We start from the raw sequence: 22,122 nt of genomic DNA, 5'->3' as shown, positions 1-22,122 counted from the left end.
TTTGTCACCGGCAGTCACCTTAGAGTGCCCAACTGAATGCTGGCAACTAAGATCAAGGGTTGCGCTCGTTGCGGGACTTAACCCAACATCTCACGACACGAGCTGACGACAACCATGCACCACCTGTCACTCTGCCCCCGAAGGGGAAGCCCTATCTCTAGGGTTGTCAGAGGATGTCAAGACCTGGTAAGGTTCTTCGCGTTGCTTCGAATTAAACCACATGCTCCACCGCTTGTGCGGGCCCCCGTCAATTCCTTTGAGTTTCAGTCTTGCGACCGTACTCCCCAGGCGGAGTGCTTAATGCGTTTGCTGCAGCACTAAAGGGCGGAAACCCTCTAACACTTAGCACTCATCGTTTACGGCGTGGACTACCAGGGTATCTAATCCTGTTCGCTCCCCACGCTTTCGCGCCTCAGCGTCAGTTACAGACCAGAGAGTCGCCTTCGCCACTGGTGTTCCTCCACATCTCTACGCATTTCACCGCTACACGTGGAATTCCACTCTCCTCTTCTGCACTCAAGTTCCCCAGTTTCCAATGACCCTCCCCGGTTGAGCCGGGGGCTTTCACATCAGACTTAAGAAACCGCCTGCGCGCGCTTTACGCCCAATAATTCCGGACAACGCTTGCCACCTACGTATTACCGCGGCTGCTGGCACGTAGTTAGCCGTGGCTTTCTGGTTAGGTACCGTCAAGGTACCGCCCTGTTCGAACGGTACTTGTTCTTCCCTAACAACAGAGTTTTACGATCCGAAAACCTTCATCACTCACGCGGCGTTGCTCCGTCAGACTTTCGTCCATTGCGGAAGATTCCCTACTGCTGCCTCCCGTAGGAGTCTGGGCCGTGTCTCAGTCCCAGTGTGGCCGATCACCCTCTCAGGTCGGCTACGCATCGTCGCCTTGGTGAGCCGTTACCCCACCAACTAGCTAATGCGCCGCGGGTCCATCTGTAAGTGGTAGCGAAAAGCCACCTTTTATGTTTGAACCATGCGGTTCAAACAAGCATCCGGTATTAGCCCCGGTTTCCCGGAGTTATCCCAGTCTTACAGGCAGGTTACCCACGTGTTACTCACCCGTCCGCCGCTGACCTAAGGGAGCAAGCTCCCGTCGGTCCGCTCGACTTGCATGTATTAGGCACGCCGCCAGCGTTCGTCCTGAGCCAGGATCAAACTCTCCATAAAAAAGTTTGAAAATGACTACGCACGTTTATGTGCGATTTATTTGAATTAACAGGTACGTTTTGTCTTGTTTAGTTTTCAAAGATCATTTATTAAAGCGACTTTTATATTATATCCAATCTCTAATATAAAGTCAAGAACTTTTTTTAAGCTCTTTTTTGTTTCATTGCCTGTTTTGCGGCAACGAATAATAATATACCACCGTATTTACGATTGTGCAATACTTTTTTAAGAAAAAATTAAATTTGTTTTAAATGAAGCCGGAACCGCTGTAGAAGCGGCTCCGGCTTAAAGAAAATTAGCGGTGTCTCATTTGCGGGAATAGTAAAACGTCCCTGATTGAAGGAGAATTCGTCAACAGCATAATAAGCCGGTCAATTCCGATTCCTAAACCGCCTGTCGGAGGCATTCCGTATTCCAATGCTTCGACGAAGTCTTCATCCATCATATGAGCTTCATCATTACCCTCTTCACGTTCTTTTAATTGCGCCTCAAAACGCTCTTTTTGATCAATAGGGTCATTTAGTTCCGTAAATGCATTCGCGTGCTCACGGCCCACGATAAACAGTTCAAAACGGTCCGTAAAGCGAGGATCTTCCGGATTTTTCTTTGCAAGCGGCGATATTTCAACCGGGTGCCCGTATATAAAGGTCGGCTGAATAAGCGTTTCTTCGACTTTTTGTTCAAAGAATTCATTGATGATATGCCCTACTGACATATTCTCAGAAATTTCAACTCCGTGCTCTTTTGCGTATGCTCTCGCTTCATCCAAAGATACTTCTTTCCAAAAATCAACGCCGGTCAATTCCTTAACGGCATCAACCATGTGAAGTCTCTTCCATTCAGGTTTCAGATCGACTTCATGCTCCCCGTATTGAACAGTTGTAGTGCCCAGTACTTCCTCAGCAATGTGAGCAATGAGGTTTTCTGTTAATCTCATGATATCTTTATAGTCGGCATAAGCTTCATACAGTTCGATCATCGTAAATTCAGGGTTATGACGGGTAGAAACACCTTCATTGCGAAATACGCGTCCGATTTCATAAACCTTTTCCAACCCGCCGACAATCAGCCTTTTCAGATGAAGCTCGATGGCGATCCTCATGTAGAGCGGCATATCGAGCGCATTATGATGGGTGATGAACGGACGGGCAGACGCACCGCCTGGGATCGAGTGCATCATAGGTGTTTCAACCTCTAAGTATCCGTGGCTGTCCAAGTATCTTCTCATAGACTGAATGATTTTGCTGCGCGCAATAAACGTTTTTTTGCTGTCCGGATTCACGATCAAATCCAAATAACGCTGGCGGTAGCGCTGCTCTATGTCTTTTAAGCCGTGATATTTATCAGGAAGCGGGCGAAGAGCCTTCGTTAAAAGGTCAAAGGATGTTGCTTTAACAGACAGTTCGCCAACATTCGTTTTAAACATGACGCCTGTGACGCCGACGATATCGCCCAAGTCGGAGCTTTTAAACAGTTCATACTGCTCTTCACCGACGCTGTCTTTTCTTACGTAAATCTGAATTTGACCTTGTAAATCCTGAATATGCGCAAACCCGGCTTTCCCTTTTCCGCGTTTTGTCATCATCCGTCCTGCAATGGTGACTTCAATTGCTTTCTCTTCTAACTCTTCTTTTGAAAACTGGTTGTACAGGTCGATCAGTTCGCCTGATTGATGCGAGCGGTCAAAACGCTGACCGAACGGATCTTTGCCGCTCTCCCTTAATTGACTCATTTTTTCCCGTCTGACTTGCAGTTGATCGTTCAATTCTTCATGATTATGCTCTTCATGACTCATCAGTATCACTCCGTTACTTTTATTCTTTCAGGAAAAAAGCAGAAAAACTGCCAGTGAAAACTGGCAGTGAGCAGAGGTCGGATTTATCCTACTTTTGCATCCTGAAGCTCTTTTGCCTCGGCTTCAATCGTAAACGCATCCAGCAGCTGAACAAGCTCATCTCTTGTTTCACAATGGTTGATTTCGTTCCGGACCTTTGCGTTTCCTCTTATGCCTTTTAAATACCAGGCTGCATGCTTTCTCATTTCGCGAACCGCTACATGCTCTCCTTTAAGCTTAATTAAACGGTCGAGGTGAAGCTTGCAGACAGAAATTTTTTCGCGCACTTTCGGCTCATCTTTCAGCTCGCCCGTTTCCAGGTAATGAACCGTACGGTAAATCATCCACGGATTACCCAAAGCGGCGCGGCCGATCATGACGCCGTCCACCCCTGTTTCATCAAGCATGCGTTTGGCATCCTGAGGCGTTTTCACGTCACCGTTGCCGATGACAGGGATTGAGACAGACTGCTTCACTTCTTTGATAATATCCCAGTTCGCCGTTCCTTCATACATTTGCACGCGGGTCCGGCCGTGAAGAGCCACCGCTTTTCCGCCTGCGCGTTCAACTGCTTTCGCATTTTCAACCGCATAGATGTGATCTTCGTCCCAGCCCATTCTCATTTTGACCGTAACGGGCTTATTCACGGATTCAACAACGGCAGAAACCATTTCATAAATTTTATTCGGATCGAGCAGCCATTTGGCTCCCGCATCGCATTTTGTAATTTTCGGTACCGGACATCCCATGTTTATATCAATAATATCAGCTGTCGTGTTTTGATCAACAAACTTTGCTGCTTCGACAAGCGTTTCCTTTTCACCGCCGAAAATTTGCAGGCTGAGCGGCTTTTCGCGTTCATCGATGTAAAGCATTCCCATCGTTTTTGCGTTATTGTAAAGGATCGCTTTGTCGCTCACCATTTCGGCGCACACGAGGCCCGCTCCGAACTCTTTGACAGTCAGGCGGAAAGCGGAGTTGCACACCCCGGCCATCGGCGCTAACACAACCCTGTTTTTCAATTCAATATCACCGATTTTAAACATTTTGAGTCCTCCTTTCTTATTCTTCTGATGGAGATAATTCCTCCACTGTTATATTTAACGTATTGGCTACATCCCTGAGCATGCTTTCCGACGGCATACGATTTCCCCGTTCTACCTCGCCTAGTACAGAAACGGATATACCGAGCGCTTTTGCAAACCCTTCTTGAGTATAACCTTTCAGCTTTCTGTACGCACGAATTCGTCTACCCCAGATTTCCGTTTCCATATCCTTACACCTTCTTGATTTTTTGCATGATCACAAGACCCCTCAAAATCCGGATAAATCTCCAGCAGCGGGACGAGTACAAACATACGTTCATGCATTCTCGGATGAGGAACTGTGAGTTGCTCTGTCTCAATATTTTCACGATTATACAGCAAAATGTCAAGGTCTGCCGTTCTCGGGCCCCATCTGACCTCGCGGGTCCGGCCGAGCTCATTTTCGATGCTTTGCGTCAAATTGAGCAGTTCAAACGGAGAAAGAGACGTCCTGACTTTTGCCGCCATGTTTAAAAATGGGTCCTGGTCGGTATACCCGACGGGATCTGTTTCATAAATCGAAGACACGTCGGTAACCGTCACGTACGGATGCTGATGAAGGAGAGCGACGGCTTTTTTTAAATATTCTTCCCGCTGGCCGATATTGGAGCCCAGCGCAATATATGCCGTATGTGTCATGTCCGCTTTCTCGTCATTTCGATAGCTACGGATTTATAGTGGCCGGGTATCGGCGGATCGGGTTTTGTCACTTTTACGGTGCATTCCTGAACCGTCTGAAATTGTTTGAGCACGCGCCCTGCTATTGTTTCCGCTAGGGTTTCGACGAGGTTGACCGGCTCTCCTTCCACGACCTCTTTGCAAAGCTTATAAAGCTCGGCGTAATTAATGGTTGCATCAATACGATCGGTTTTCCCCGCTTCATTCAGGTCAAGATAGACCGTCAAATCGACGCGAAATCGCTGACCTAGTTTGTTCTCCTCGTCGAAAACGCCGTGATACCCGTAAAACTCCATACCTTCAACATAAACTTTATCGATGATAAGCGCCTCCTTTATCAATCATGGCATCCATCATTTTCGCCATTCTTGAGATTTGCTTGACATCGTGAACCCTGACAATGTCGCACCCTTTTTGAATTCCCAGGCATACCGTCGCCCCCGTACCTTCTGCCCGCTCCTCAGGCGGAAGGTCCAAAACGCGGCCGATGAATGTTTTGCGCGAAGTCCCCAATAAAACCGGATACTCCAGATTGCAGAACGCTTCGAGCTGGTTCATGACGGCAAGGTTGTCCTTAAACGTTTTCGCAAATCCGATCCCCGGATCCAAGATGATGTGATGGTCCGGGACGCCGGCGGCTTTTGCAAGATTGATGCATTCCATCAAATCAGAAATCATGTCCGGTATCAAATTTGTATAATTCCGCTCATTGCGATTGTGCATTAAAATAATCGGCACATCGTGGGAAGCAGCGACCGGTGCCATGTCCGGATCTGCTTTTGCCCCCCATACGTCATTGATGATAGAAGCCCCGGCTTTTATCGCTTCATCCGCGACGCGGGCCTTATATGTGTCTATCGAAATCGGCGCATCGATTTCCTGAACCAGCTTTTCAATCACAGGTATGACCCTTTCCAGTTCTTCATCGGCAGAAACCTCAACGGAGCCGGGCCTTGTTGATTCTCCTCCGATATCAATGATATGCGCGCCGTCTTCTATCATTTGTTTCGCATGAATCAATGCGCGATCTATGCTGTTGTATTTCCCTCCGTCCGAAAACGAATCAGGAGTCACGTTTAAAATTCCCATAATCAACGTTTTGTCTTCATATGACAACGTATGGTGTTTTGCAATCAACCGTTTTGAACGGGCCAATGTTTGCGGCGCCATATCCTTCACCCTTTAGATCAGTTATAGTCTTTGATGCATTTTCTATCGTTAGTGTATACCTCTTGCAGACTTTTTGTCAGGCTTCCATCCTTTCCCGGAAACAGGGCATTGCCGATGTTCCGGAAAGGCACGATTTCCTGAACGGAATTGGTCATCCAGGCTTCATCCGCACCAAGCAGATGTTCCAACGGGTATTCCCCCTGCCTGACGTCGACATCCATTTTTTCAAGGCACTCCATGATATAGCGTCTTGTCACTCCGTCTAAAATCCCCGTCTTGAGTGAAGGTGTATACACGCATCCATCTCTTGTCCAAAAAATATTGGAAACAATTCCTTCAGCCACAGCTCCGCCGTCCGTCAGAAAGATCCCTTCTTTTAACGGATCATTTCCGATTTCTCTTTTTCCGTATAAATTATTCAAAAAATGATGGGATTTCAGGCGAAACAGGCCCTCCGGGGTATTTCTGCGGACGTTCAGCACAACCCCTTCCTTTTCAGCCGGTACAGCTGAAGGGTCAAAGGCATTCATGATCACCATGACGCAGGGCTGTTTGTACGAATCGGCAGAAAGCCCTGACGGAGAGGGGCCCGCAGATACATTCAAGCGGACCCTCGCATCTCCGTTTGGCGGCTGATTCAGCTCCAGAAGCCTGTTCAGCACGTCCGTTACATCATCCTTGTTAAGCGAAACTTCAATTTTCAGATCACTTACTGATTTTTCAAGCCGTTCCATATGCCGTTCCAAGAGGAATGGCTTCCCTTCATAAAGGCGAAATGTTTCAAAAACACCGATTCCATATAGAAAACCGTGGTCAAACGGAGAAAGCCTCGCTTCCCCCTCTTCCACGTATTGACCGTTCAGGTAAATGATCATGCATTCACTTTCTTTCGGTATGTCTTAATAAAGTTTTTCAGCATGTCTTTTCCGAAGGAGGTCATGATGGACTCCGGATGGAATTGGACGCCTTCAACCGGCAATTCCTTATGCCTGATCGCCATGATTTCTCCTTCTACCGTCCATGCTGATGTGACAAAGCATTCAGGCAGCGTTTCCGGCTTTACGATCAGTGAATGATATCGGGTGGCGGTCAGCGGGTTTTCAAGATTTTTAAAGATCGTTAACCCGTCGTGTAAAATCTCGGATGTTTTCCCGTGCATCAAACGTTCCGCCCTGACCACATCGCCGCCGAAGACCTGAGCGATCGACTGATGTCCGAGACAGACGCCGAAAATCGGAATCCTCCCAGCAAAAGCCCGAATTGCTTCAAGGCTGATCCCTGCTTCATCCGGACTGCACGGTCCAGGTGAAATCATCAGAAAGTCAGGGGACATGTCTTCGATATCTGCGATCGTGACCTCATCATTCCGCTTCACGACGAGCTCTTCGCCAAGCTCTCCTAAATACTGAACCAAATTGTACGTAAACGAATCATAATTGTCGATCATTAAAATCATTTCTCAACTCTCCTATGCTCTTTTTTCTCTTCTTCACTCAGCTCTATCGCCTTTTTCATCGCTATGGCCTTTTTGAACGATTCCTTGTATTCATGCTTAGGGTTTGAATCGATGACGATTCCCGCCCCCGACTGCATGAACGCATGGCCTGCTTTAACATAGATCGTCCGGATGACGATATTAAAGTGCATATCTTGATTATATCCGAACCATCCTATAGAACCAGTATAAAGCCCTCGCCGCGTCGGCTCAAGCTCCTCAATAATTTCCATCGTTCTGACTTTCGGCGCCCCGGTAATCGTTCCTCCCGGGAATACGGCATGGATTACGTCTACGGCGTCGCACTCATCTCTTATTTCCCCGCACACGTTTGACACAATGTGCATCACATGGGAGTACTTTTCAATCACCATAAATTCATTGACGCGAACCGAACCGTATTTTGATACCCTTCCAAGGTCATTTCGCTCCAGATCAACAAGCATGACATGTTCCGCGCGTTCTTTCTCATTCATGATCAGTTCGTTTGCAAGCGATTCATCCTCTGCCTCATCTCTTCCCCGGGATCTCGTCCCTGCGATCGGCCTTGTTTCAAGAAGCTTCCCTTTCTTTTTAATGAGCAGTTCGGGCGATCCGCAAATCACTTGAAAGTCGGGCGTCTCCAAATAGGCCATGTAAGGTGACGGATTCACTTCCCTTAACATTTTATAGACGTCAAATGGCGGTGCCGACAGCTTTTCTGACTGCCGCAAAGAGAGGTTAACCTGAAAGACGTCTCCGCTTGCAATGTACTGCTTTATTTTCTCCACGGCTTGTGAAAAACCGGCTTCGGTAAACGATGAAGCAAATGATGCGCCCCTGTTTTCAGCGGGCTCTTCACGTTTTACCGCTTCACCGTCCTCTAATTTCCACATCTTTTCTAGCAGATCCAGCTTCTCATGAGCTAGGGAGAGCTCGTCCCCTTCGGTGTGGGTGATCAGCCAAAGCTGCTCCTTTGCATGATCATAAACGGCCAAATCGTCGAACACGAGAAAAAATAAATCAGGCGTTTGCAGGTCATCGATTGACAGGAGCTTAAATTTTTCGATATACCGGGCATAATCATAGCTTAAAAAGCCGACAGCCCCTCCCTGAAAATCCGGAAAATCTGCAACCGTCTCCGTTTTCAGCGTTTGAAACCACCTTGTGAACTGCAAAAACGGATCTCCCTCTTTGAATATGGTCTCCCCTTTATAATGAATCGTTGTGATGCCATCTTTTCCTTTCGCTATGGCCACGGGATCAAGACCGGCAATGCTGTATTCGCCGCCTCTGGCGCTTTCCAGAAGAACATGATGTTCTTTCCCTTTGGAAAGGTGCTCATACCGCTGTAAGAAACGTTCATTGGAAAAGGAAAACGTTCTAGCTACGGGCCTTCGTTGTCTCATCGTATCATTCCTCTGCCGTTATTCTACTGTCCTTATTGTAAAGCATATCTTTTTTCTAGGAAAAGAGAATTTCGTTTCCAATCCGTAAAAAAACGCGAAAACACAAAAAACCGCCGACAATGTCGACGGCCTACAGGTTTCCGTACGTATTTATTCAAATTGATAAAGCGGCGTGCTCAAGTATCTTTCTCCGTTGCTCGGGAGCACCGCGAGCACTTTTTTGCCTTTGCCAAGCTTTTTGGCGACCTGAAGCGCGGCAAAAATTGCAGCACCTGAAGAGATTCCGCCGAGCACTCCTTCTTCTTTCGCTGCTTTGCGGGCATATTCGAAGGCTTCTTCATTTTTAACCGTGATGATTTCATCATAAACATCGGTATTCAAAATCTCAGGAACGAATCCTGCTCCGATTCCCTGTATTTTATGCGGGCCCGGTTTTCCTCCGGAAAGAACCGGCGAGTCTGTCGGCTCAACCGCGTATATTTTGATGGATGGGTATTTTTCTTTCAGCACTTCTCCTGCACCTGTGATCGTTCCGCCAGTTCCGATACCTGCGATGAACGCATCAAGACCTTCATCGCCGAATTGCTCCGCGATTTCCCGGCCTGTCGTACGGCGATGAATCTCAGCATTCGCAGGGTTGTTGAATTGCTGCGGCATGAAATAGCCGTGCTCTTTTGCAAGCTCTTCCGCCTTTTTAATGGCCCCTTTCATACCTTCCGCACCCGGCGTCAGCACGAGCTCAGCACCGTAAGCGCGAAGAAGGTTGCGGCGTTCAGAACTCATCGTATCAGGCATGACGAGAATCGCTTTAATGCCTTTTGCGGCAGCAACCATCGCCAGGCCGATTCCCGTATTTCCGCTTGTCGGCTCAATGAGGGTGTCTCCCTCTTTCAAAAGGCCTTTTTCTTCAGCGTCTTCGATCATCGCAAGCGCAATCCGGTCTTTTACACTGCTTCCCGGATTCATATACTCCAGTTTTACATATACATCGGCGCTGTCTTCGCCGGCTAGTCGATTTAATTTTACGATCGGTGTATTTCCAATTAAGTCATAAACAGAGTTTGCAACGCGAACCAATTATGAACACCTCAATTTCCGAGTATTTTTATTGGGATTATAAATAATTTATCAATATCAAAATATTTTGTCAATGTTTATTTTTTTCGGTCATAGAACCATGAAACATCCGCATCTTTCCAAAGCGTTTTGACCGATGCTTTATCACCCAATTGATCCATGGCAATCTGCCTTCGGATTTGTTTTTTCACTTGATCGTATGTAAATGCCCGCCCGTCAAGCTTTTCCTTTCGGAGGACGATCGCATAGCCTTGGCTGACTTTAAGCGGCTCTGTCGTCCATTGATCGTCTTTTAGACGTTTGGCCGTCTCTATGTATTCTGAAGGGACATTATCCCGCTGCTCGTTGACGAATCCAAGGTCTCCTCCGTATGGAGCCGTATACCGGTCTGTCGAATGTTCCGCGGCGGCTGCTTCAAAGCTTGAACCGTCCTTCAACTCTTTTAAGACCCGCTCTGCTTCGCTTTTATCTTTTACAACGATGTGCTTCAGCCGGTAGGAATCATCGAATGTGTATAAGTCCTTGTTTTTTTGGTAAAACGATTTTAATTCGCTATCAGAAATGACGACATCTTTCGTCAGCAGTTCTTCAAGAAGGATATTATGCCTGATTTGCTCTCTCCACTCTTTTTCCGTCGTGCCTTCATCCTCGTAAAAAGAATTGTATACGGCTTTGATCAGAAGAAATTCCCTGTCGATTTCGTCTTTAGAGACGCTGATTTTGTTTTTTTCAGCGAGCTGGTCGACGACCCGGTCATTAATCATATCCTCCAATGTTGATTTACCGTACCGCTCTTCCATTTTACTCAGCCATTCTTCCCTCGTAATTTCGTTATTGCCAATGTTGGCAATAACCTCCTGAGCACTTGAAGAAGAAGCGGTCATCGATTTTGTTAGGACGTATGCGATGACAATGCAATTGACGAAAAGTGCGCCCAATACGATCGGCACCAGTCTTGATTTCAAATTTGTTTCTCCCCTTTCCTGATTGTAAAAGACCCGCTAACGGGTAGCGGGTATTATATCTCATTCAGAAGCGCTTCAAGCTCTTCCTTTGTAAACAAATACGTTTCATTGCAGAAATGGCATTGCGCTTCGGCCTTGCCGTCTTCATCGATCATCGCCTGAATCTCCTGTTTGCCAAGTCCGATAATCCCTCTTGCAAAGCGCTCTTTTGAACAATTGCACGCAAAGCGGACGGGAACAGTCTCAAGCACTTCCGGCTCCTCTCCCAAGACGGCGCTAAGCACCGCTTCAGGTGTAAGGCCCTTTTGAATCAGCTTAGATATCGGCTCCACTTTAGATAAATTGGTTTCAAGCTTTGTAATGGTTGCATCATCAGTGCCCGGTAGCAGCTGAATGATAAACCCGCCGGCCGCCAAAATCGTATTGTCTGGATTGACGAGAACGCCGACACCTACGGATGACGGAACTTGCTCGGACGAAACGAGATAATACGTAAAATCCTCGCCGAGCTCTCCGGAAACGATCTCAACCTGACCCGTAAACAGCTCTCGCATCCCGAGATCTTTCACAACGCTTAATGTCCCGGAAGTTCCGACCGCTCTTCTGACGTCAAGCTTCCCTTGTTCATTCAAATCGAAATGAACGTGCGGATTTGAGACATATCCCCTTACTTCACCTTTTGCGTTCCCGTCGGCGACAATGGCCCCGATCGGCCCGCCCCCTTCGATTTTAACCGTAAGCTTGTCTTCGCCTTTCAGCATCGCACCGAGCATCACGGCCGCTGTCATCGTTCTGCCTAAAGCGGCAGAGGCAGTAGGCCATGTATTGTGGCGCCTTTGCGCTTCATGTATCGTTTCTGTCGTTCTCGCTGCATATGCGCGGACTTTGCCGTCATATGCTATGGCTTTTACTAAATAATCCATCGTCATCCTCCTAAACACTTTCCACGCGATTCCGTTCGTAAATCAGTTCCAGCCCCTTTAACGTAAGGAAGGGATCTACGACATCGATGCAGTCGGATTCATCAGCAATCAATGATGCAAGACCGCCTGTCGCAATTACTTTCGGATTTTGCCGCGATTGCCATTTCATCCGTTTGACAATGCCCTCGACCTGTCCGACATAGCCGTAAAGAATGCCGGATTGCATCGCGCTGACCGTACTTTTGCCGATGATGTTATCCGGCCGGGCAATTTCAATTCTCGGAAGCTTGGCAGCTCTCGAATAAAGGGCTTCGGTCGATATCGTGATACCGGGTGCGATCGCTCCGCCCATATATTCCTTATGCTCATTAATATAACAGTACGTTGTCGCCGTTCCAAAATCAACCACGATCAGCGGGCTTCCGTAGAGATGTATGGCCGCGACAGCATTTACGATGCGGTCTGCCCCGACCTCTTTCGGATTATCGTATTTGATATTTAATCCCGTTTTCATTCCGGGACCGACAATTTGCGGTTCGATGTGAAAATATTTGGTGCACATTCTTTCGAGCGCGAACATGATCGGCGGGACAACGGAAGAGATGATGATTCCTTCAATTTGGTCAAACATCAATCCCACATAATCAAATAAAGAACGAATGAGCATGCCGAATTCATCCTCTGTTTTATGGCGGCTCGTTTCGATGCGCCAGTGATATTCGAGCTCTCCGTTATGATATACACCGAGAACGGTGTTCGTATTTCCCACATCTATAACAAGTAACATCTTATCACCACTTTTGACTAGTTTCTCTTACTTGGACATAAAACATTCTACCATCATACAATACACGATGCCGATTCTTTTTGTAAACGAATCAAAACTGTCCGGGGAAACCGATGTCCGAACGAAAAACAAAAAAACTGCCAAAAGCAATGTTTGGCAGTTTTTCTTTCAAGAATGGAAAGCGAGCCGGTTACTCTTTTTCATCCTCTTTTTTCTCTTGATCTTCTCGTTTGTTGATGTTCACTTTCACATCATCTGTTTTCTCATGATCAGCTGAAACATCGCTGTCAGGAAGTCTTCCGTTTTCGTACAGATGCTTGATTTGCTCAGCATCGAGCGTTTCAACTTCCAGCAATGTTTGGGCGATCAATTCAAGTTTTTCGCGTTTCTCGGTCAGGATCTCTTTCGCGCGTTCATAACATTCTTTAATGATACGCTGAATTTCCTTATCGATTTCGTACGCGATCGCATCGCTGTAGTTTTGGTCATTGTTGAAGTCGCGGCCTAAGAATACCTGGCCGCCTTGCGACTGTCCAAACTGAAGCGGACCAAGTTTTTCGGACATACCGAATTCCGTTACCATCCGTCTTGCAATGTTCGTAGCGCGCTGGAAGTCGTTATGGGCTCCCGTGCTGACTTCACCGAAGATAATCTCTTCAGATACGCGTCCTCCAAGCAGGCCGACGATTTTATCAAGAAGCTCCGGCTTCGTTTGGAAATAACGGTCTTCCCTAGGCAGCATGACGGCATAACCGCCCGCTTGGCCGCGGGGAACGATCGTTACTTTGTGCACCATATCGGCTTCGTCCAGCACCAGGCCGATGACGGTGTGACCCGCTTCGTGATATGCCACGATATTGCGTTCTTTTTTGGAAATAACCCTGCTTTTCTTGGCAGGACCTGCAATGACACGGTCTGTCGCCTCATCAATGTCAGTCATGTCGATTTTCTTTTTGTCATGACGGGCCGCTACAAGAGCAGCTTCATTGAGAAGGTTCTCAAGGTCCGCGCCTGAGAATCCAGGCGTTCTCATCGCAATCGCTTTTAAGTTTACCGATTCATCAAGCGGTTTATTTCTCGCGTGTACTTTCAGGACAGCTTCACGTCCTTTAACATCCGGACGGTCAACCGTGATTTGACGGTCAAAGCGTCCCGGGCGCAGCAATGCAGGGTCTAGGATATCGGCGCGGTTTGTCGCAGCGATAATAATGATCCCTTCATTGGCGCTGAATCCGTCCATTTCAACAAGCAGCTGGTTCAGCGTTTGTTCACGTTCATCGTGACCGCCGCCAAGGCCGGCTCCCCGCTGGCGTCCGACGGCATCAATTTCATCGATGAAAATCAGACAAGGCGCATTTTTCTTTGCATTTTCAAACAAGTCGCGCACACGGGATGCACCGACCCCGACGAACATTTCAACGAAGTCTGATCCGCTTATGCTGAAGAAAGGCACGCCCGCTTCACCCGCACAAGCTTTCGCCAACAATGTTTTACCGGTTCCCGGAGGTCCGACTAAAAGCACGCCTTTCGGAATTCTCGCTCCGAGCTCAACGAATTTGCGCGGATCTTTCAGGAAGTCAACGACTTCTACCAGCTCTTGCTTCTCCTCATCCGCTCCTGCCACATCTTTAAATTTGACGCGTTTCTTTTCTTCGGTATAGAGCTTCGCCTTGCTTTTACCAAAGTTCATGACACGGCTACCGCCGCCTTGAGCCTGATTAAGCAGGAAGAAGAAAAGAATGAAGATAATAACAAAAGGGATTATGGTGGTAAAGAAGGTCACCCATCCGCTCGTTTCCTGAGCAGGTTCAACTAGCACCTTCATTTTCTTAGCGTCGGCAACAATCTGGTCTGCCCCGCTTCCTTCAGGTACATGGGTCAGGAAATACTGGTCTTTGGCATAATTTTTCAGCTGCCCTCTGACCTCATACACACCTCTCACAGGCTGCATGGAAACATTAGTAACCTTCCCGTTTTCAAGGTTTGAAACAAAGTCACTGTACGTCATATTTTCGGTTTTCGGATTTGCGGTTTGGAAGTAGCTCACAACTCCGATCACAACTAATAAAATAAGTAAATAAAAAATGGTATTACGGAAGACCCGATTCATTCCTTACCTCCTCCCACAGTAAGCACAACTATGTTCAATAGTATCATAGAAAATCGTTCCAATACAACAGATATCCCTTACCCAATCAGCTTTCATAAACCGCCGGTTTTAGCACTCCGATGTACGGCAAATTGCGGTATCGTTCCGCATAGTCAAGACCGTATCCTACAACGAAAGCATCCGGAACCTCAAAACCGACGTAGTCCGCTTTGATATCCGCCTTGCGCCCGCTCGGTTTATCAAGAAGGGTAACAATCTTAATCGACTTCGCCTTGCGGTATCGGAAGAGCTCTACAAGATAACTCAAAGTCAGCCCACTGTCGATGATGTCTTCAATAATCAAGATGTCACGGCCCTCTACAGACGTATCCAAATCCTTAATGATTTTAACCTCTCCGGAAGATACCGTGGAATTGCCGTAGCTTGATACATCCATGAAATCCATTTCCAAATAAGTATCAATATGCTTGATAAGGTCAGCCATAAATGGCATGGCCCCCTTCAATACACCGATGGCCAGCGGGAACTTGCCGCTATACTCTTCCGTTAAGGACGCGCCGAGCTCCTTGACTTTCTGCTGGATCTCATCCTCGGAGATCAAAATATTCTCAATATCGTGTTTCATTCTTTGCTAGCCCCCTACACTTTTCATGCTGTCTATATTGTAATACAATGCGATCATTGTTTGTAACATCAAGTTCCTCAAAATCGGTTTTTTTCAGACCCGGTATCCAGATAATCCTTCCTTCCGCGTCTGTCACAATGGGCCAGCTGTCTCTTTTCGCAAGAGGCACTTTTTCATCAATAAATATATCTTTTACCTTTTTTGAGCCGTTCATCCCTTTAAGTTTGATTCTGTCCCCTTTTTGCCTTGTCCGCACATAAAGGGGGAAATGAACCTGCCTGGGACTTGTTGCGAAAACATCATTTCCTCTCAACGCAAGGTCTTTGCCTTGTCTTGACACATGAAGGGAGGAGCCGCCCGGAAGCATCAGGTCTTCTTCGTCTGCTCCATTTATTTCATAATGATAGGAAATATTTTCACATTGCAACGGGTGAAATGTAAACAAACATGTATGATAAGATTTGACCACTTTTAACCCATTTGGAAAATCAAGCGAACCGGACGGATCTTTTTTTGAAATCCAATCCAGAAAGACTTTAATATGATGGGCTGAAAACGCAGATGGAACGTTTTCATAAAGATAGTTTAATATTAGTTGAACTCCTCTTCTTTGTAAAGGCAAAGGCAGTTCAAGAAGCCGCTCAGCGCTGATCGTGACGCTGGAACTTGACTTGTCTGTGATTACTGTATTCATTTTATCTTTCGTTAATGCCTGTAAGTATATTTCATCTTCAGCCAATGAATCGCCGACTGTTTGAAAACGCTTATGGACATCTTCCGACTCCGCCTTCAAGAAAGGGAGAACATGATGCCGGAACCTGTTCCGCGTATAATCATCTTTATCATTGCTCGGATCTGTTCTAAACGGTACATGATTCGCCTTGCAGTAATCCAAAATGTCTTTCTTGGAAAGACCGAGAAACGGCCTGATCAGCCACCCCTCTCCAAATCGCCGCTTTGGCCGGATGCCGGCTAGTCCTAAACCGACGGTTCCCTTCGCCAACTTCATCAGCATCGTCTCGATTTGATCATCTCCATGATGAGCGAGGGCCAAATATTCCGCACGATGCTTTTCCATCAGGTCTTTAAAGAAGCGAAAGCGCACTTCCCTTGCCGCCGCCTGTTTGTTGAGATTTTTTTCGGCTGCATACTTTTGAACGTTAATCTGCAGCGCCTCGCAAAGAATGCCCTCTGCTTCGCAAAATCCCTGTACAAACCGCATGTCCTGTTCAGACTCAGCGCCTCTGAACATATGATCGACGTGTGCGGCAATCAGTGTCGCTGAAGCAGGAATCGTATATTTCAACGCATGAAGCAGAGCCATCGAATCAGGTCCTCCGGAGACCCCGGCAATGATCGTCGCTTCGTCAAAAGACAGATCGTTTTTTTTCATAAACTCTTCAATACTTTTCACGATGTCCTCCCACTAAAAGCAGGCTGTATTTCAAAAGATATAAATATCCTAACACTTTCAATCATTCCCTGCAAAGAAGAGCTATCGCCGGATCATCTGCTCACATAAAAAAGAGGACGATATACGCAAAATAGAGAGCGAGGACGCTGACGACAATCAGCAATGTTTCAAAGATGCCCCCGGATTTCCGGCTCTTCCTTTTCAGTTTACGGCCGCTTCTCATCTGCTGACGCGACACGGCCGGTCTCCTTTGTGCCGCGCCATTCGGCGGAGCCGACACAGAAGAAGCATATCCGGTTCTTGATGAACGCCGGCTTTCGCTGCCGTCGGGGCGGCCGGCCTCAAGCAGGCCCTTCTTCATGTCATCAGCCGTTTTGTATGCTCCTTTAAAAGCCGATACCAGAACCGTTTTGTATGCTTTTAAAAACGGATGGCTGTCGATGACTGAAAGAAGCTGGCCCATCGGATTTCCGGTTTTTTTGAATTCTTTTTTCACCGCGCAATTTATCATGATCATCGCAACGGAAAACAAATCATACGAAGGTTCGGCCTTACGTGTCCCGCACGCCCAATACCCCCTGTCAAAAAACTCGGTGTATTCCTTTATTGCCCGGCCTTTCTTTGTCGTTCCCCCGACATCGATGCAGCGGATTCTTGCGGGGGACCCCGTTACGATCAGATTTTCAGGTTTTAAATCTCCAAATACCCACCCTTCGCGATGGATGATGGATAAATTGGACAGAAGCTGGCTGATCAATACAGGAATCCACTCTTCCCCTTTTTCGGCGATATAACGCAAAAGAAGCGGACCCTCTATATATTCCATGACATAAAATGAAAGTTTTTTGCCGGTGCCGGATACATGCATATCGTCCACGTCAAAAAAAGAAGGCCCCATTGCTCTTGCCTGGGCCTTTGAGAAAGATTTGAGAACATTCACTTCCGAGGTAATCGATAGGCTGTCTTCGCTTACTTTCAACGCCACGCGGCCTCCTTTGGAATCGGCCAGATAAACAACGCCATTAGCCCCTTTTCCAAGCTGTCTGATGATCTTATAGGAATGATTGTTCCACTTTCCAACAATGGTTGAACCCGGCTTTAGATTACCCGCCAAACTCGTTGAAGCGTCTTTCATCATCTTCTAACATGCTCCTTCTCGAGCCGATTTTTTTAAAATGCTGAATCGCTTCCCGGATTGCCGGCCCTGTCGGCGTAATGCCCCCGGCGGCAAGCTTCGAAAATATTGAGGAAAGGGATTCAAACTTTGGCGTCCAATCAAGCACGAGTTCGACCTCTTGTTTTTTCCCGGGAAATATAAACATCGCAAATTCGTTTTCGCCGATCCGGGAATTCAGACTGATGGACAGATCGATTAAAGCCTCTTTGACCGTCGGCAGCTTCGGGTTCATGCTGGCGCTCGTGTCGACAAGCACAAGGACGTGTAAATGAACGGTTTCTCCAAGTTCATCAACGACCTCCATAACCTCGCCGCGTTTATCCGGAGGCAGTTCATCCATTTCTGCATGTTTTCCGAGAATCTGTTTGAGCTCATTGTTCACAACGCCTTGGAGTGTTTGGGTCATTGCTTTTTTCGTGACCATCTGCACCGTCTGTGACAGCTGTGACGCATACACCACCTGATGAACGCCGCCTCCGGCGAGTGCGATGCCTTCGACTTCCTTCATTGCTTCTTGATCCATTGTATTCTCTTCCATAATTCCGATGACATTCACGGTTATTCCCTGCTCTTTTGCAAAGGCTGCCATGGCCTGCGGATCTTCACCGCGGTTTGAACAGCCGTCGGTAATCAGCAGGATTTGATTTAAGTGCCCCTTTTTCATTGCGATTCCTCCTGGACAAAGATATCTATTTAATTCCATCATCGCCAGAAGAAATCTGATTTATACGAATGCTAAGAAATCTCTTGGTTCTTTTGAAAAAAAGCAGGTGCAGGAATTGAAGCCCACTTCGGCGTATTATGGTCTATTCTGATGACGATCACCGTCATATCGTCCTCGATGAGCCCCGATCTCGTCCGGATCACCTCTTCCATGATTAAATCTGCGATTTCCTGAGGGTCTTCGGTTTTGAGCGACTTCAACTTCCTTTTCATCCAGAGATCGTGGTTTTCCACATGCCTCGGTCCTTCAAAAATGCCGTCGCTCATCATGATCAAAATGTCACCGGCTTTTAGCTGTTCGCTGACGACGTCAACGTCAAACTCGGAAATAATGCCGATCGGCAAATTGCTCGCCTGGACTTTGATGATTTGATCCGCTCTCTTAATAAAGCTCGGCGTTGAACCGATTTTTAAAAACTTGCAGCTTGCATCCTGGAGGTCGATGATCGATAAATCCAGCGTCGAGTAAATTTCGTCGGTCGTTCTTAACGACAGGATGCTGTTTATCGTCTTAATCGCGACTTTTTCGTCAATGCCCGACTGAAGGATTTTCTCCAGAAGCTTAATCGTCTCATTGCTTTCAAAGTGCGCTCTTGCGCCGTTTCCCATGCCGTCGCTGATGGCCGCGGCATACTTGCCGGCTCCGAGTTCCATCATATTGTAGCTGTCGCCGGAGACAAGGCCGCCGCCTTTTGCCGCATGGGCTGCACCCGTTGTCACGCGGTACGATTTCGCTGAGCCGAAGGCGACATGGCAGTATCCGTTTGGATGGCCGGCACATTGTTCTGCCTTGACGATAATTTGCTCTTCAAGAATATCGGAAAGCATCGGCGCAATGATTTTTTCGCATTCCCCGTGCCCGTTGCAAAACGGAATGCTCATTTCGATGTCAATGTTTCCTTGATCAAGGCAGTAAATTTCAACTTGCTGAATTTCAACGCCGAAATGCTGGAGCGCTTCCCTGATTTGTTCTTCCTGGATGAAATGCTGTTCCCTTTCCCTTTTTATTTCCCGAGAAAAGTCGGCCATCACCTGAGAAACGCCGAGAAGCTGCTCGGCAACAAGCCGCCTGCTGTCATCAACCTTTTGTTTTAAAGCCTGATTGGCTCTAAAATGAGTCAGCTCGTCCTCTATCAACGCTTCAACCTGTTTTGATTTTGAACAGTGCTGGTGAAATTCTTTTTTCAGCTTGCGGTTTTTATAATATTGCTTTTCTTCCGTTTCTTGCATAACCCGCTTCATTAAATCATATGTTTTATCAAAGTTCTGCACCCAGCATTTATTTTTCTTATAGCATGATTGACAGGAATGTTCCGTCACGGCGCTTAAAAACAAATCGATTTCCTTCTCTTTCACTTCATCCTCTGAAACGGTATGGTAAAAGGTAGAAAAACTGTCAGATAAAGCATGAAATACGCTTGAAAACTGATCAACTTTTTGAGCCGTGACATCGCGGATTTTTCTCGCGTATTGCTGCTGCTCCTGCGCATGCTCCGTCGTTCCCGGAATATGCTTGGCCACTTTTTTTGTAATCGACTGGGGTGTTAGCAGAAACAGCCCGATCGCGATCAGCGATTCATACAGCGTCGGTACAAGCTCGGCCGAGCCCCCGCCGTAAAGGGAAATCAGCAAAGAGCCGATCAGCAGGCCGACCGCCGCTCCCGCTTTTTTCCCCTCTTTCAGCAGGCCGCCGAGCAGTCCGGAAAAGGCGAGCAGGCTCATCTGGTATAGGTTTCCGATATTCGAGAGGCTGAGAATCAGCCCGGTCACAACCCCTACTGTACAGCCGATGCTGGCTCCGCCGATAAACGAGAAAGTTAGCACGACATAGCGGGCCAATATCAGTTCAGCCTGCATGCCTTGAAACGAAACCCCCGTAAGCCCGGTGAGAACAGATGCAATTAAAATCATAAAGCAAATGATCTCTTCGATTTTCAATGAATGCTTCGCCCGTTTAGATGTAACGATCGGCAGGCTTTGCAAAAAAATCAGCGTTAAAATAAACGATAATCCGGCTTCGACAAACGCCATAATGTAATGATAGCCTGAGACCGTTCCGTATTGAGCGTAAACAAAGCCGCACCTTGTCAGCGCCATCGCCAAAAAAACGACGACAGGCAATGTCCTGACACGGTCTTTTATAATAAGAGAGGTCATTTTTGAGCATACCGCAAATGATACAAGCGCCGCGAGAACGAACAGGGAATGCTGCGGGGATATGCTTAATGCGCCCGCCAGCAGCGCCAGACATGCCATGAGGGACTTGTCCTTTTTGATCAAAAGCATTGCTCCGAAAAATGGAAGAGCAAAGGGAATCACCTCTGACAAAATGAAGGCTCGTCCCAATAAAAAACCGATGACCATATAAATCAGCCCTTTATAAAAAAAGAGCGAATACAAGTGCTGCATCATGAGCTTTGTCATTTTGCCGAACCATGCATACATTTTTTGAACAAGAGGCCCCGCCATCGGGCTGTTAACTCTTCTTTCCGCTTTTTCCATGCTCTCATCTCCCACTGGATTATTCATTGCTTGCCATTATAACGAAAGATGAAATAGGATTTTGTCAAAAGAAGGTAACGATTCGAAAGAACTCTTCGACGGTTTCTGTAGAAAGCTTCAATCTCTCTTGGTAAGTCGAGTTCATTCTTGCTATTTTGCAGATTCAGCTATCTTTTAAGCAACAAAAAAACCGGTTTCCATGTGAAACCGGTTTTCGCGATGACCCGTACGGGATTCGAACCCGTGTTACCGCCGTGAAAGGGCGGTGTCTTAACCACTTGACCAACGGGCCTTCATAAAAGTAGCGGCGGAGGGGATCGAACCCCCGACCTCACGGGTATGAACCGTACGCTCTAGCCAGCTGAGCTACACCGCCATGTATTCAATTTGTTCTTTTAACGCACAAGTTCTATAATACAAAGGTTTATTCGCTCCGTCAATAGAAAATTGAATAAAATTTTTTCCAAAAAATAAAAAGGCATCCGTTGGGATAAGACGAATGCCTTTCGTTTATATAGAAAGCAGCAAGTTAACCTCTTCTTGCTCCGCGCCCTCCACGTTTTGATTCCGTGTTGCGTTTTAGAGACGATAAGCGATCTTCACTATCTTTCAAGAACTTATTCATTTTCTGTTCAAACGTTTCTTTAGAGCGGAAATCATTTCTAGGTCTTGATTGAGGACGGTCTACAGCCTTTTTGATGGACAAGCCGATCTTTCCATCTTTTTCTACGTTGATGACTTTCACTTCTACTTGATCTCCGACCTTCAGATGATCATTAATGTCCTTCACGTAATTATCGGCGACTTCACTAATATGAACAAGACCTGTTGATCCTCCAGGCAATTCAACAAACGCTCCAAAATTTGTAATACCTGTTACTTTCCCTTGCAACTTGCTGCCAACTTCAATCGACATAAAAAAAGTGCTCCTCCTTAGACTTAAAAAAGATCATTTGTTTAATTATACATAAAGAAAAAATTAAGTGTCAA

Annotated in this window: 20 protein-coding genes, 2 tRNA genes and 1 rRNA gene (1 of these 23 only partly in view); all 23 read right to left on the bottom strand. The window is 46.8% G+C overall.

Features of this window, described 5'->3' with window-relative positions; translation table 11 throughout:
• Nucleotides 1-1,179 (bottom strand): 16S ribosomal RNA (locus MHB78_RS00515) (it extends 371 nt beyond the left edge of the window).
• Nucleotides 1,180-1,474: 295 nt separating this feature from the next.
• Entirely contained in the window at nt 1,475-2,974 is a 1,500-nt protein-coding gene (gene lysS, locus MHB78_RS00510; protein WP_046131820.1) for a lysine--tRNA ligase, read from the bottom strand.
• 83 nt (nt 2,975-3,057) lie between these two features.
• Nucleotides 3,058-4,059 carry a tRNA dihydrouridine synthase DusB gene (gene dusB / locus MHB78_RS00505; protein WP_046131819.1) on the bottom strand — a complete coding sequence of 334 codons (1,002 nt, stop codon included), beginning with the start codon at nt 4,057-4,059 and terminating at the stop codon, nt 3,058-3,060.
• Nucleotides 4,060-4,075: 16 nt separating this feature from the next.
• Nucleotides 4,076-4,285, bottom strand: a complete 210-nt coding sequence (locus MHB78_RS00500; protein WP_046131818.1) for a helix-turn-helix transcriptional regulator — start codon at nt 4,283-4,285, stop codon at nt 4,076-4,078.
• Nucleotides 4,237-4,737, bottom strand: coding sequence for a 2-amino-4-hydroxy-6-hydroxymethyldihydropteridine diphosphokinase (gene folK / locus MHB78_RS00495; RefSeq protein ID WP_046131817.1), 501 nt, complete (start codon nt 4,735-4,737; stop codon nt 4,237-4,239). Before folK ends, MHB78_RS00500 begins: the two co-directional genes overlap by 49 nt.
• Nucleotides 4,734-5,096, bottom strand: coding sequence for a dihydroneopterin aldolase (gene folB, locus MHB78_RS00490; RefSeq protein WP_082094136.1), 363 nt, complete (start codon nt 5,094-5,096; stop codon nt 4,734-4,736). Before folB ends, folK begins: the two co-directional genes overlap by 4 nt.
• Nucleotides 5,089-5,946, bottom strand: a complete 858-nt coding sequence (folP, locus tag MHB78_RS00485) for a dihydropteroate synthase (RefSeq protein WP_046131816.1) — start codon at nt 5,944-5,946, stop codon at nt 5,089-5,091. The genes folB and folP overlap by 8 nt, the downstream gene beginning before the upstream one ends.
• Nucleotides 5,947-5,963: 17 nt before the next feature.
• Nucleotides 5,964-6,821, bottom strand: a complete 858-nt coding sequence (gene pabC / locus MHB78_RS00480) for an aminodeoxychorismate lyase (protein WP_046131815.1) — start codon at nt 6,819-6,821, stop codon at nt 5,964-5,966.
• Nucleotides 6,818-7,402 carry an aminodeoxychorismate/anthranilate synthase component II gene (gene pabA, locus MHB78_RS00475; RefSeq protein WP_046131814.1) on the bottom strand — a complete coding sequence of 195 codons (585 nt, stop codon included), beginning with the start codon at nt 7,400-7,402 and terminating at the stop codon, nt 6,818-6,820. Before pabA ends, pabC begins: the two co-directional genes overlap by 4 nt.
• Nucleotides 7,399-8,829: an anthranilate synthase component I family protein gene (locus tag MHB78_RS00470; RefSeq protein ID WP_046131813.1), complete on the bottom strand. Its 1,431-nt coding sequence runs from the start codon at nt 8,827-8,829 to the stop codon at nt 7,399-7,401. Before MHB78_RS00470 ends, pabA begins: the two co-directional genes overlap by 4 nt.
• A gap of 150 nt (nt 8,830-8,979) precedes the next feature.
• Nucleotides 8,980-9,906, bottom strand: a complete 927-nt coding sequence (gene cysK / locus MHB78_RS00465; protein WP_046131812.1) for a cysteine synthase A — start codon at nt 9,904-9,906, stop codon at nt 8,980-8,982.
• 77 nt (nt 9,907-9,983) lie between these two features.
• A complete protein-coding gene (locus MHB78_RS00460; protein WP_046131811.1) occupies nt 9,984-10,871 on the bottom strand; it encodes a peptidyl-prolyl cis-trans isomerase in 888 nt (295 codons plus the stop codon).
• 53 nt (nt 10,872-10,924) lie between these two features.
• Nucleotides 10,925-11,794 carry an Hsp33 family molecular chaperone HslO gene (gene hslO / locus MHB78_RS00455; RefSeq protein WP_046131810.1) on the bottom strand — a complete coding sequence of 290 codons (870 nt, stop codon included), beginning with the start codon at nt 11,792-11,794 and terminating at the stop codon, nt 10,925-10,927.
• Between the two features lie 10 nt (nt 11,795-11,804).
• On the bottom strand, nt 11,805-12,581 hold the full coding sequence (locus MHB78_RS00450) for a type III pantothenate kinase (RefSeq protein ID WP_046131809.1): 777 nt from the start codon (nt 12,579-12,581) through the stop codon (nt 11,805-11,807).
• Between the two features lie 190 nt (nt 12,582-12,771).
• Nucleotides 12,772-14,691, bottom strand: coding sequence for an ATP-dependent zinc metalloprotease FtsH (gene ftsH / locus MHB78_RS00445; protein ID WP_046131808.1), 1,920 nt, complete (start codon nt 14,689-14,691; stop codon nt 12,772-12,774).
• An 85-nt stretch (nt 14,692-14,776) separates the two neighbouring features.
• Entirely contained in the window at nt 14,777-15,316 is a 540-nt protein-coding gene (gene hpt, locus MHB78_RS00440) for a hypoxanthine phosphoribosyltransferase (RefSeq protein ID WP_046131807.1), read from the bottom strand.
• On the bottom strand, nt 15,300-16,730 hold the full coding sequence (tilS, locus tag MHB78_RS00435; RefSeq protein WP_046131806.1) for a tRNA lysidine(34) synthetase TilS: 1,431 nt from the start codon (nt 16,728-16,730) through the stop codon (nt 15,300-15,302). Before tilS ends, hpt begins: the two co-directional genes overlap by 17 nt.
• Before the next feature lie 100 nt (nt 16,731-16,830).
• Nucleotides 16,831-17,868, bottom strand: a complete 1,038-nt coding sequence (locus MHB78_RS00430) for a serine/threonine protein kinase (protein WP_046131805.1) — start codon at nt 17,866-17,868, stop codon at nt 16,831-16,833.
• Nucleotides 17,834-18,571: a VWA domain-containing protein gene (locus MHB78_RS00425; protein WP_046131804.1), complete on the bottom strand. Its 738-nt coding sequence runs from the start codon at nt 18,569-18,571 to the stop codon at nt 17,834-17,836. The genes MHB78_RS00430 and MHB78_RS00425 overlap by 35 nt, the downstream gene beginning before the upstream one ends.
• Nucleotides 18,572-18,642: 71 nt before the next feature.
• Nucleotides 18,643-21,132 (bottom strand): stage II sporulation protein E, encoded by a 2,490-nt coding sequence (gene spoIIE / locus MHB78_RS00420; RefSeq protein WP_046131803.1) that lies wholly within the window; start codon nt 21,130-21,132, stop codon nt 18,643-18,645.
• Between the two features lie 220 nt (nt 21,133-21,352).
• Nucleotides 21,353-21,424, bottom strand: a tRNA-Glu gene (locus MHB78_RS00415).
• A gap of 10 nt (nt 21,425-21,434) precedes the next feature.
• A tRNA-Met gene (locus MHB78_RS00410) sits at nt 21,435-21,508 on the bottom strand.
• A gap of 153 nt (nt 21,509-21,661) precedes the next feature.
• Nucleotides 21,662-22,048: a S1 domain-containing RNA-binding protein gene (locus MHB78_RS00405; protein ID WP_006640405.1), complete on the bottom strand. Its 387-nt coding sequence runs from the start codon at nt 22,046-22,048 to the stop codon at nt 21,662-21,664.
• Nucleotides 22,049-22,122 lie beyond the last annotated feature (74 nt).

The sequence above is a fragment of the Bacillus sp. FSL K6-0138 genome, assembly GCF_037982765.1.
GTDB lineage: Bacteria > Bacillota > Bacilli > Bacillales > Bacillaceae > Bacillus > Bacillus glycinifermentans.
The sequence above is the reverse complement of the archived record's forward strand: the minus strand, read 5'-3'. Positions and strand labels throughout refer to the sequence as shown.

Excerpts from the sequence above, each read along its gene's own strand:
- hpt (WP_046131807.1), bottom strand. The coding sequence starts at position 15,316 with ATGAAACACGATATTGAGAATATTTTGATCTCCGAGGATGAGATCCAG.
- pabC (WP_046131815.1), bottom strand. The coding sequence starts at position 6,821 with ATGATCATTTACCTGAACGGTCAATACGTGGAAGAGGGGGAAGCGAGG.
- hslO (WP_046131810.1), bottom strand. The coding sequence starts at position 11,794 with ATGGATTATTTAGTAAAAGCCATAGCATATGACGGCAAAGTCCGCGCA.
- spoIIE (WP_046131803.1), bottom strand. The coding sequence starts at position 21,132 with ATGGAAAAAGCGGAAAGAAGAGTTAACAGCCCGATGGCGGGGCCTCTT.
- MHB78_RS00430 (WP_046131805.1), bottom strand. The coding sequence starts at position 17,868 with ATGATGAAAGACGCTTCAACGAGTTTGGCGGGTAATCTAAAGCCGGGT.
- pabA (WP_046131814.1), bottom strand. The coding sequence starts at position 7,402 with ATGATTTTAATGATCGACAATTATGATTCGTTTACGTACAATTTGGTT.
- folK (WP_046131817.1), bottom strand. The coding sequence starts at position 4,737 with ATGACACATACGGCATATATTGCGCTGGGCTCCAATATCGGCCAGCGG.
- MHB78_RS00405 (WP_006640405.1), bottom strand. The coding sequence starts at position 22,048 with ATGTCGATTGAAGTTGGCAGCAAGTTGCAAGGGAAAGTAACAGGTATT.
- MHB78_RS00470 (WP_046131813.1), bottom strand. The coding sequence starts at position 8,829 with ATGAGACAACGAAGGCCCGTAGCTAGAACGTTTTCCTTTTCCAATGAA.
- MHB78_RS00425 (WP_046131804.1), bottom strand. The coding sequence starts at position 18,571 with ATGAAAAAGGGGCACTTAAATCAAATCCTGCTGATTACCGACGGCTGT.
- MHB78_RS00500 (WP_046131818.1), bottom strand. The coding sequence starts at position 4,285 with ATGGAAACGGAAATCTGGGGTAGACGAATTCGTGCGTACAGAAAGCTG.
- lysS (WP_046131820.1), bottom strand. The coding sequence starts at position 2,974 with ATGAGTCATGAAGAGCATAATCATGAAGAATTGAACGATCAACTGCAA.
- MHB78_RS00450 (WP_046131809.1), bottom strand. The coding sequence starts at position 12,581 with ATGTTACTTGTTATAGATGTGGGAAATACGAACACCGTTCTCGGTGTA.
- ftsH (WP_046131808.1), bottom strand. The coding sequence starts at position 14,691 with ATGAATCGGGTCTTCCGTAATACCATTTTTTATTTACTTATTTTATTA.
- dusB (WP_046131819.1), bottom strand. The coding sequence starts at position 4,059 with ATGTTTAAAATCGGTGATATTGAATTGAAAAACAGGGTTGTGTTAGCG.
- folP (WP_046131816.1), bottom strand. The coding sequence starts at position 5,946 with ATGGCGCCGCAAACATTGGCCCGTTCAAAACGGTTGATTGCAAAACAC.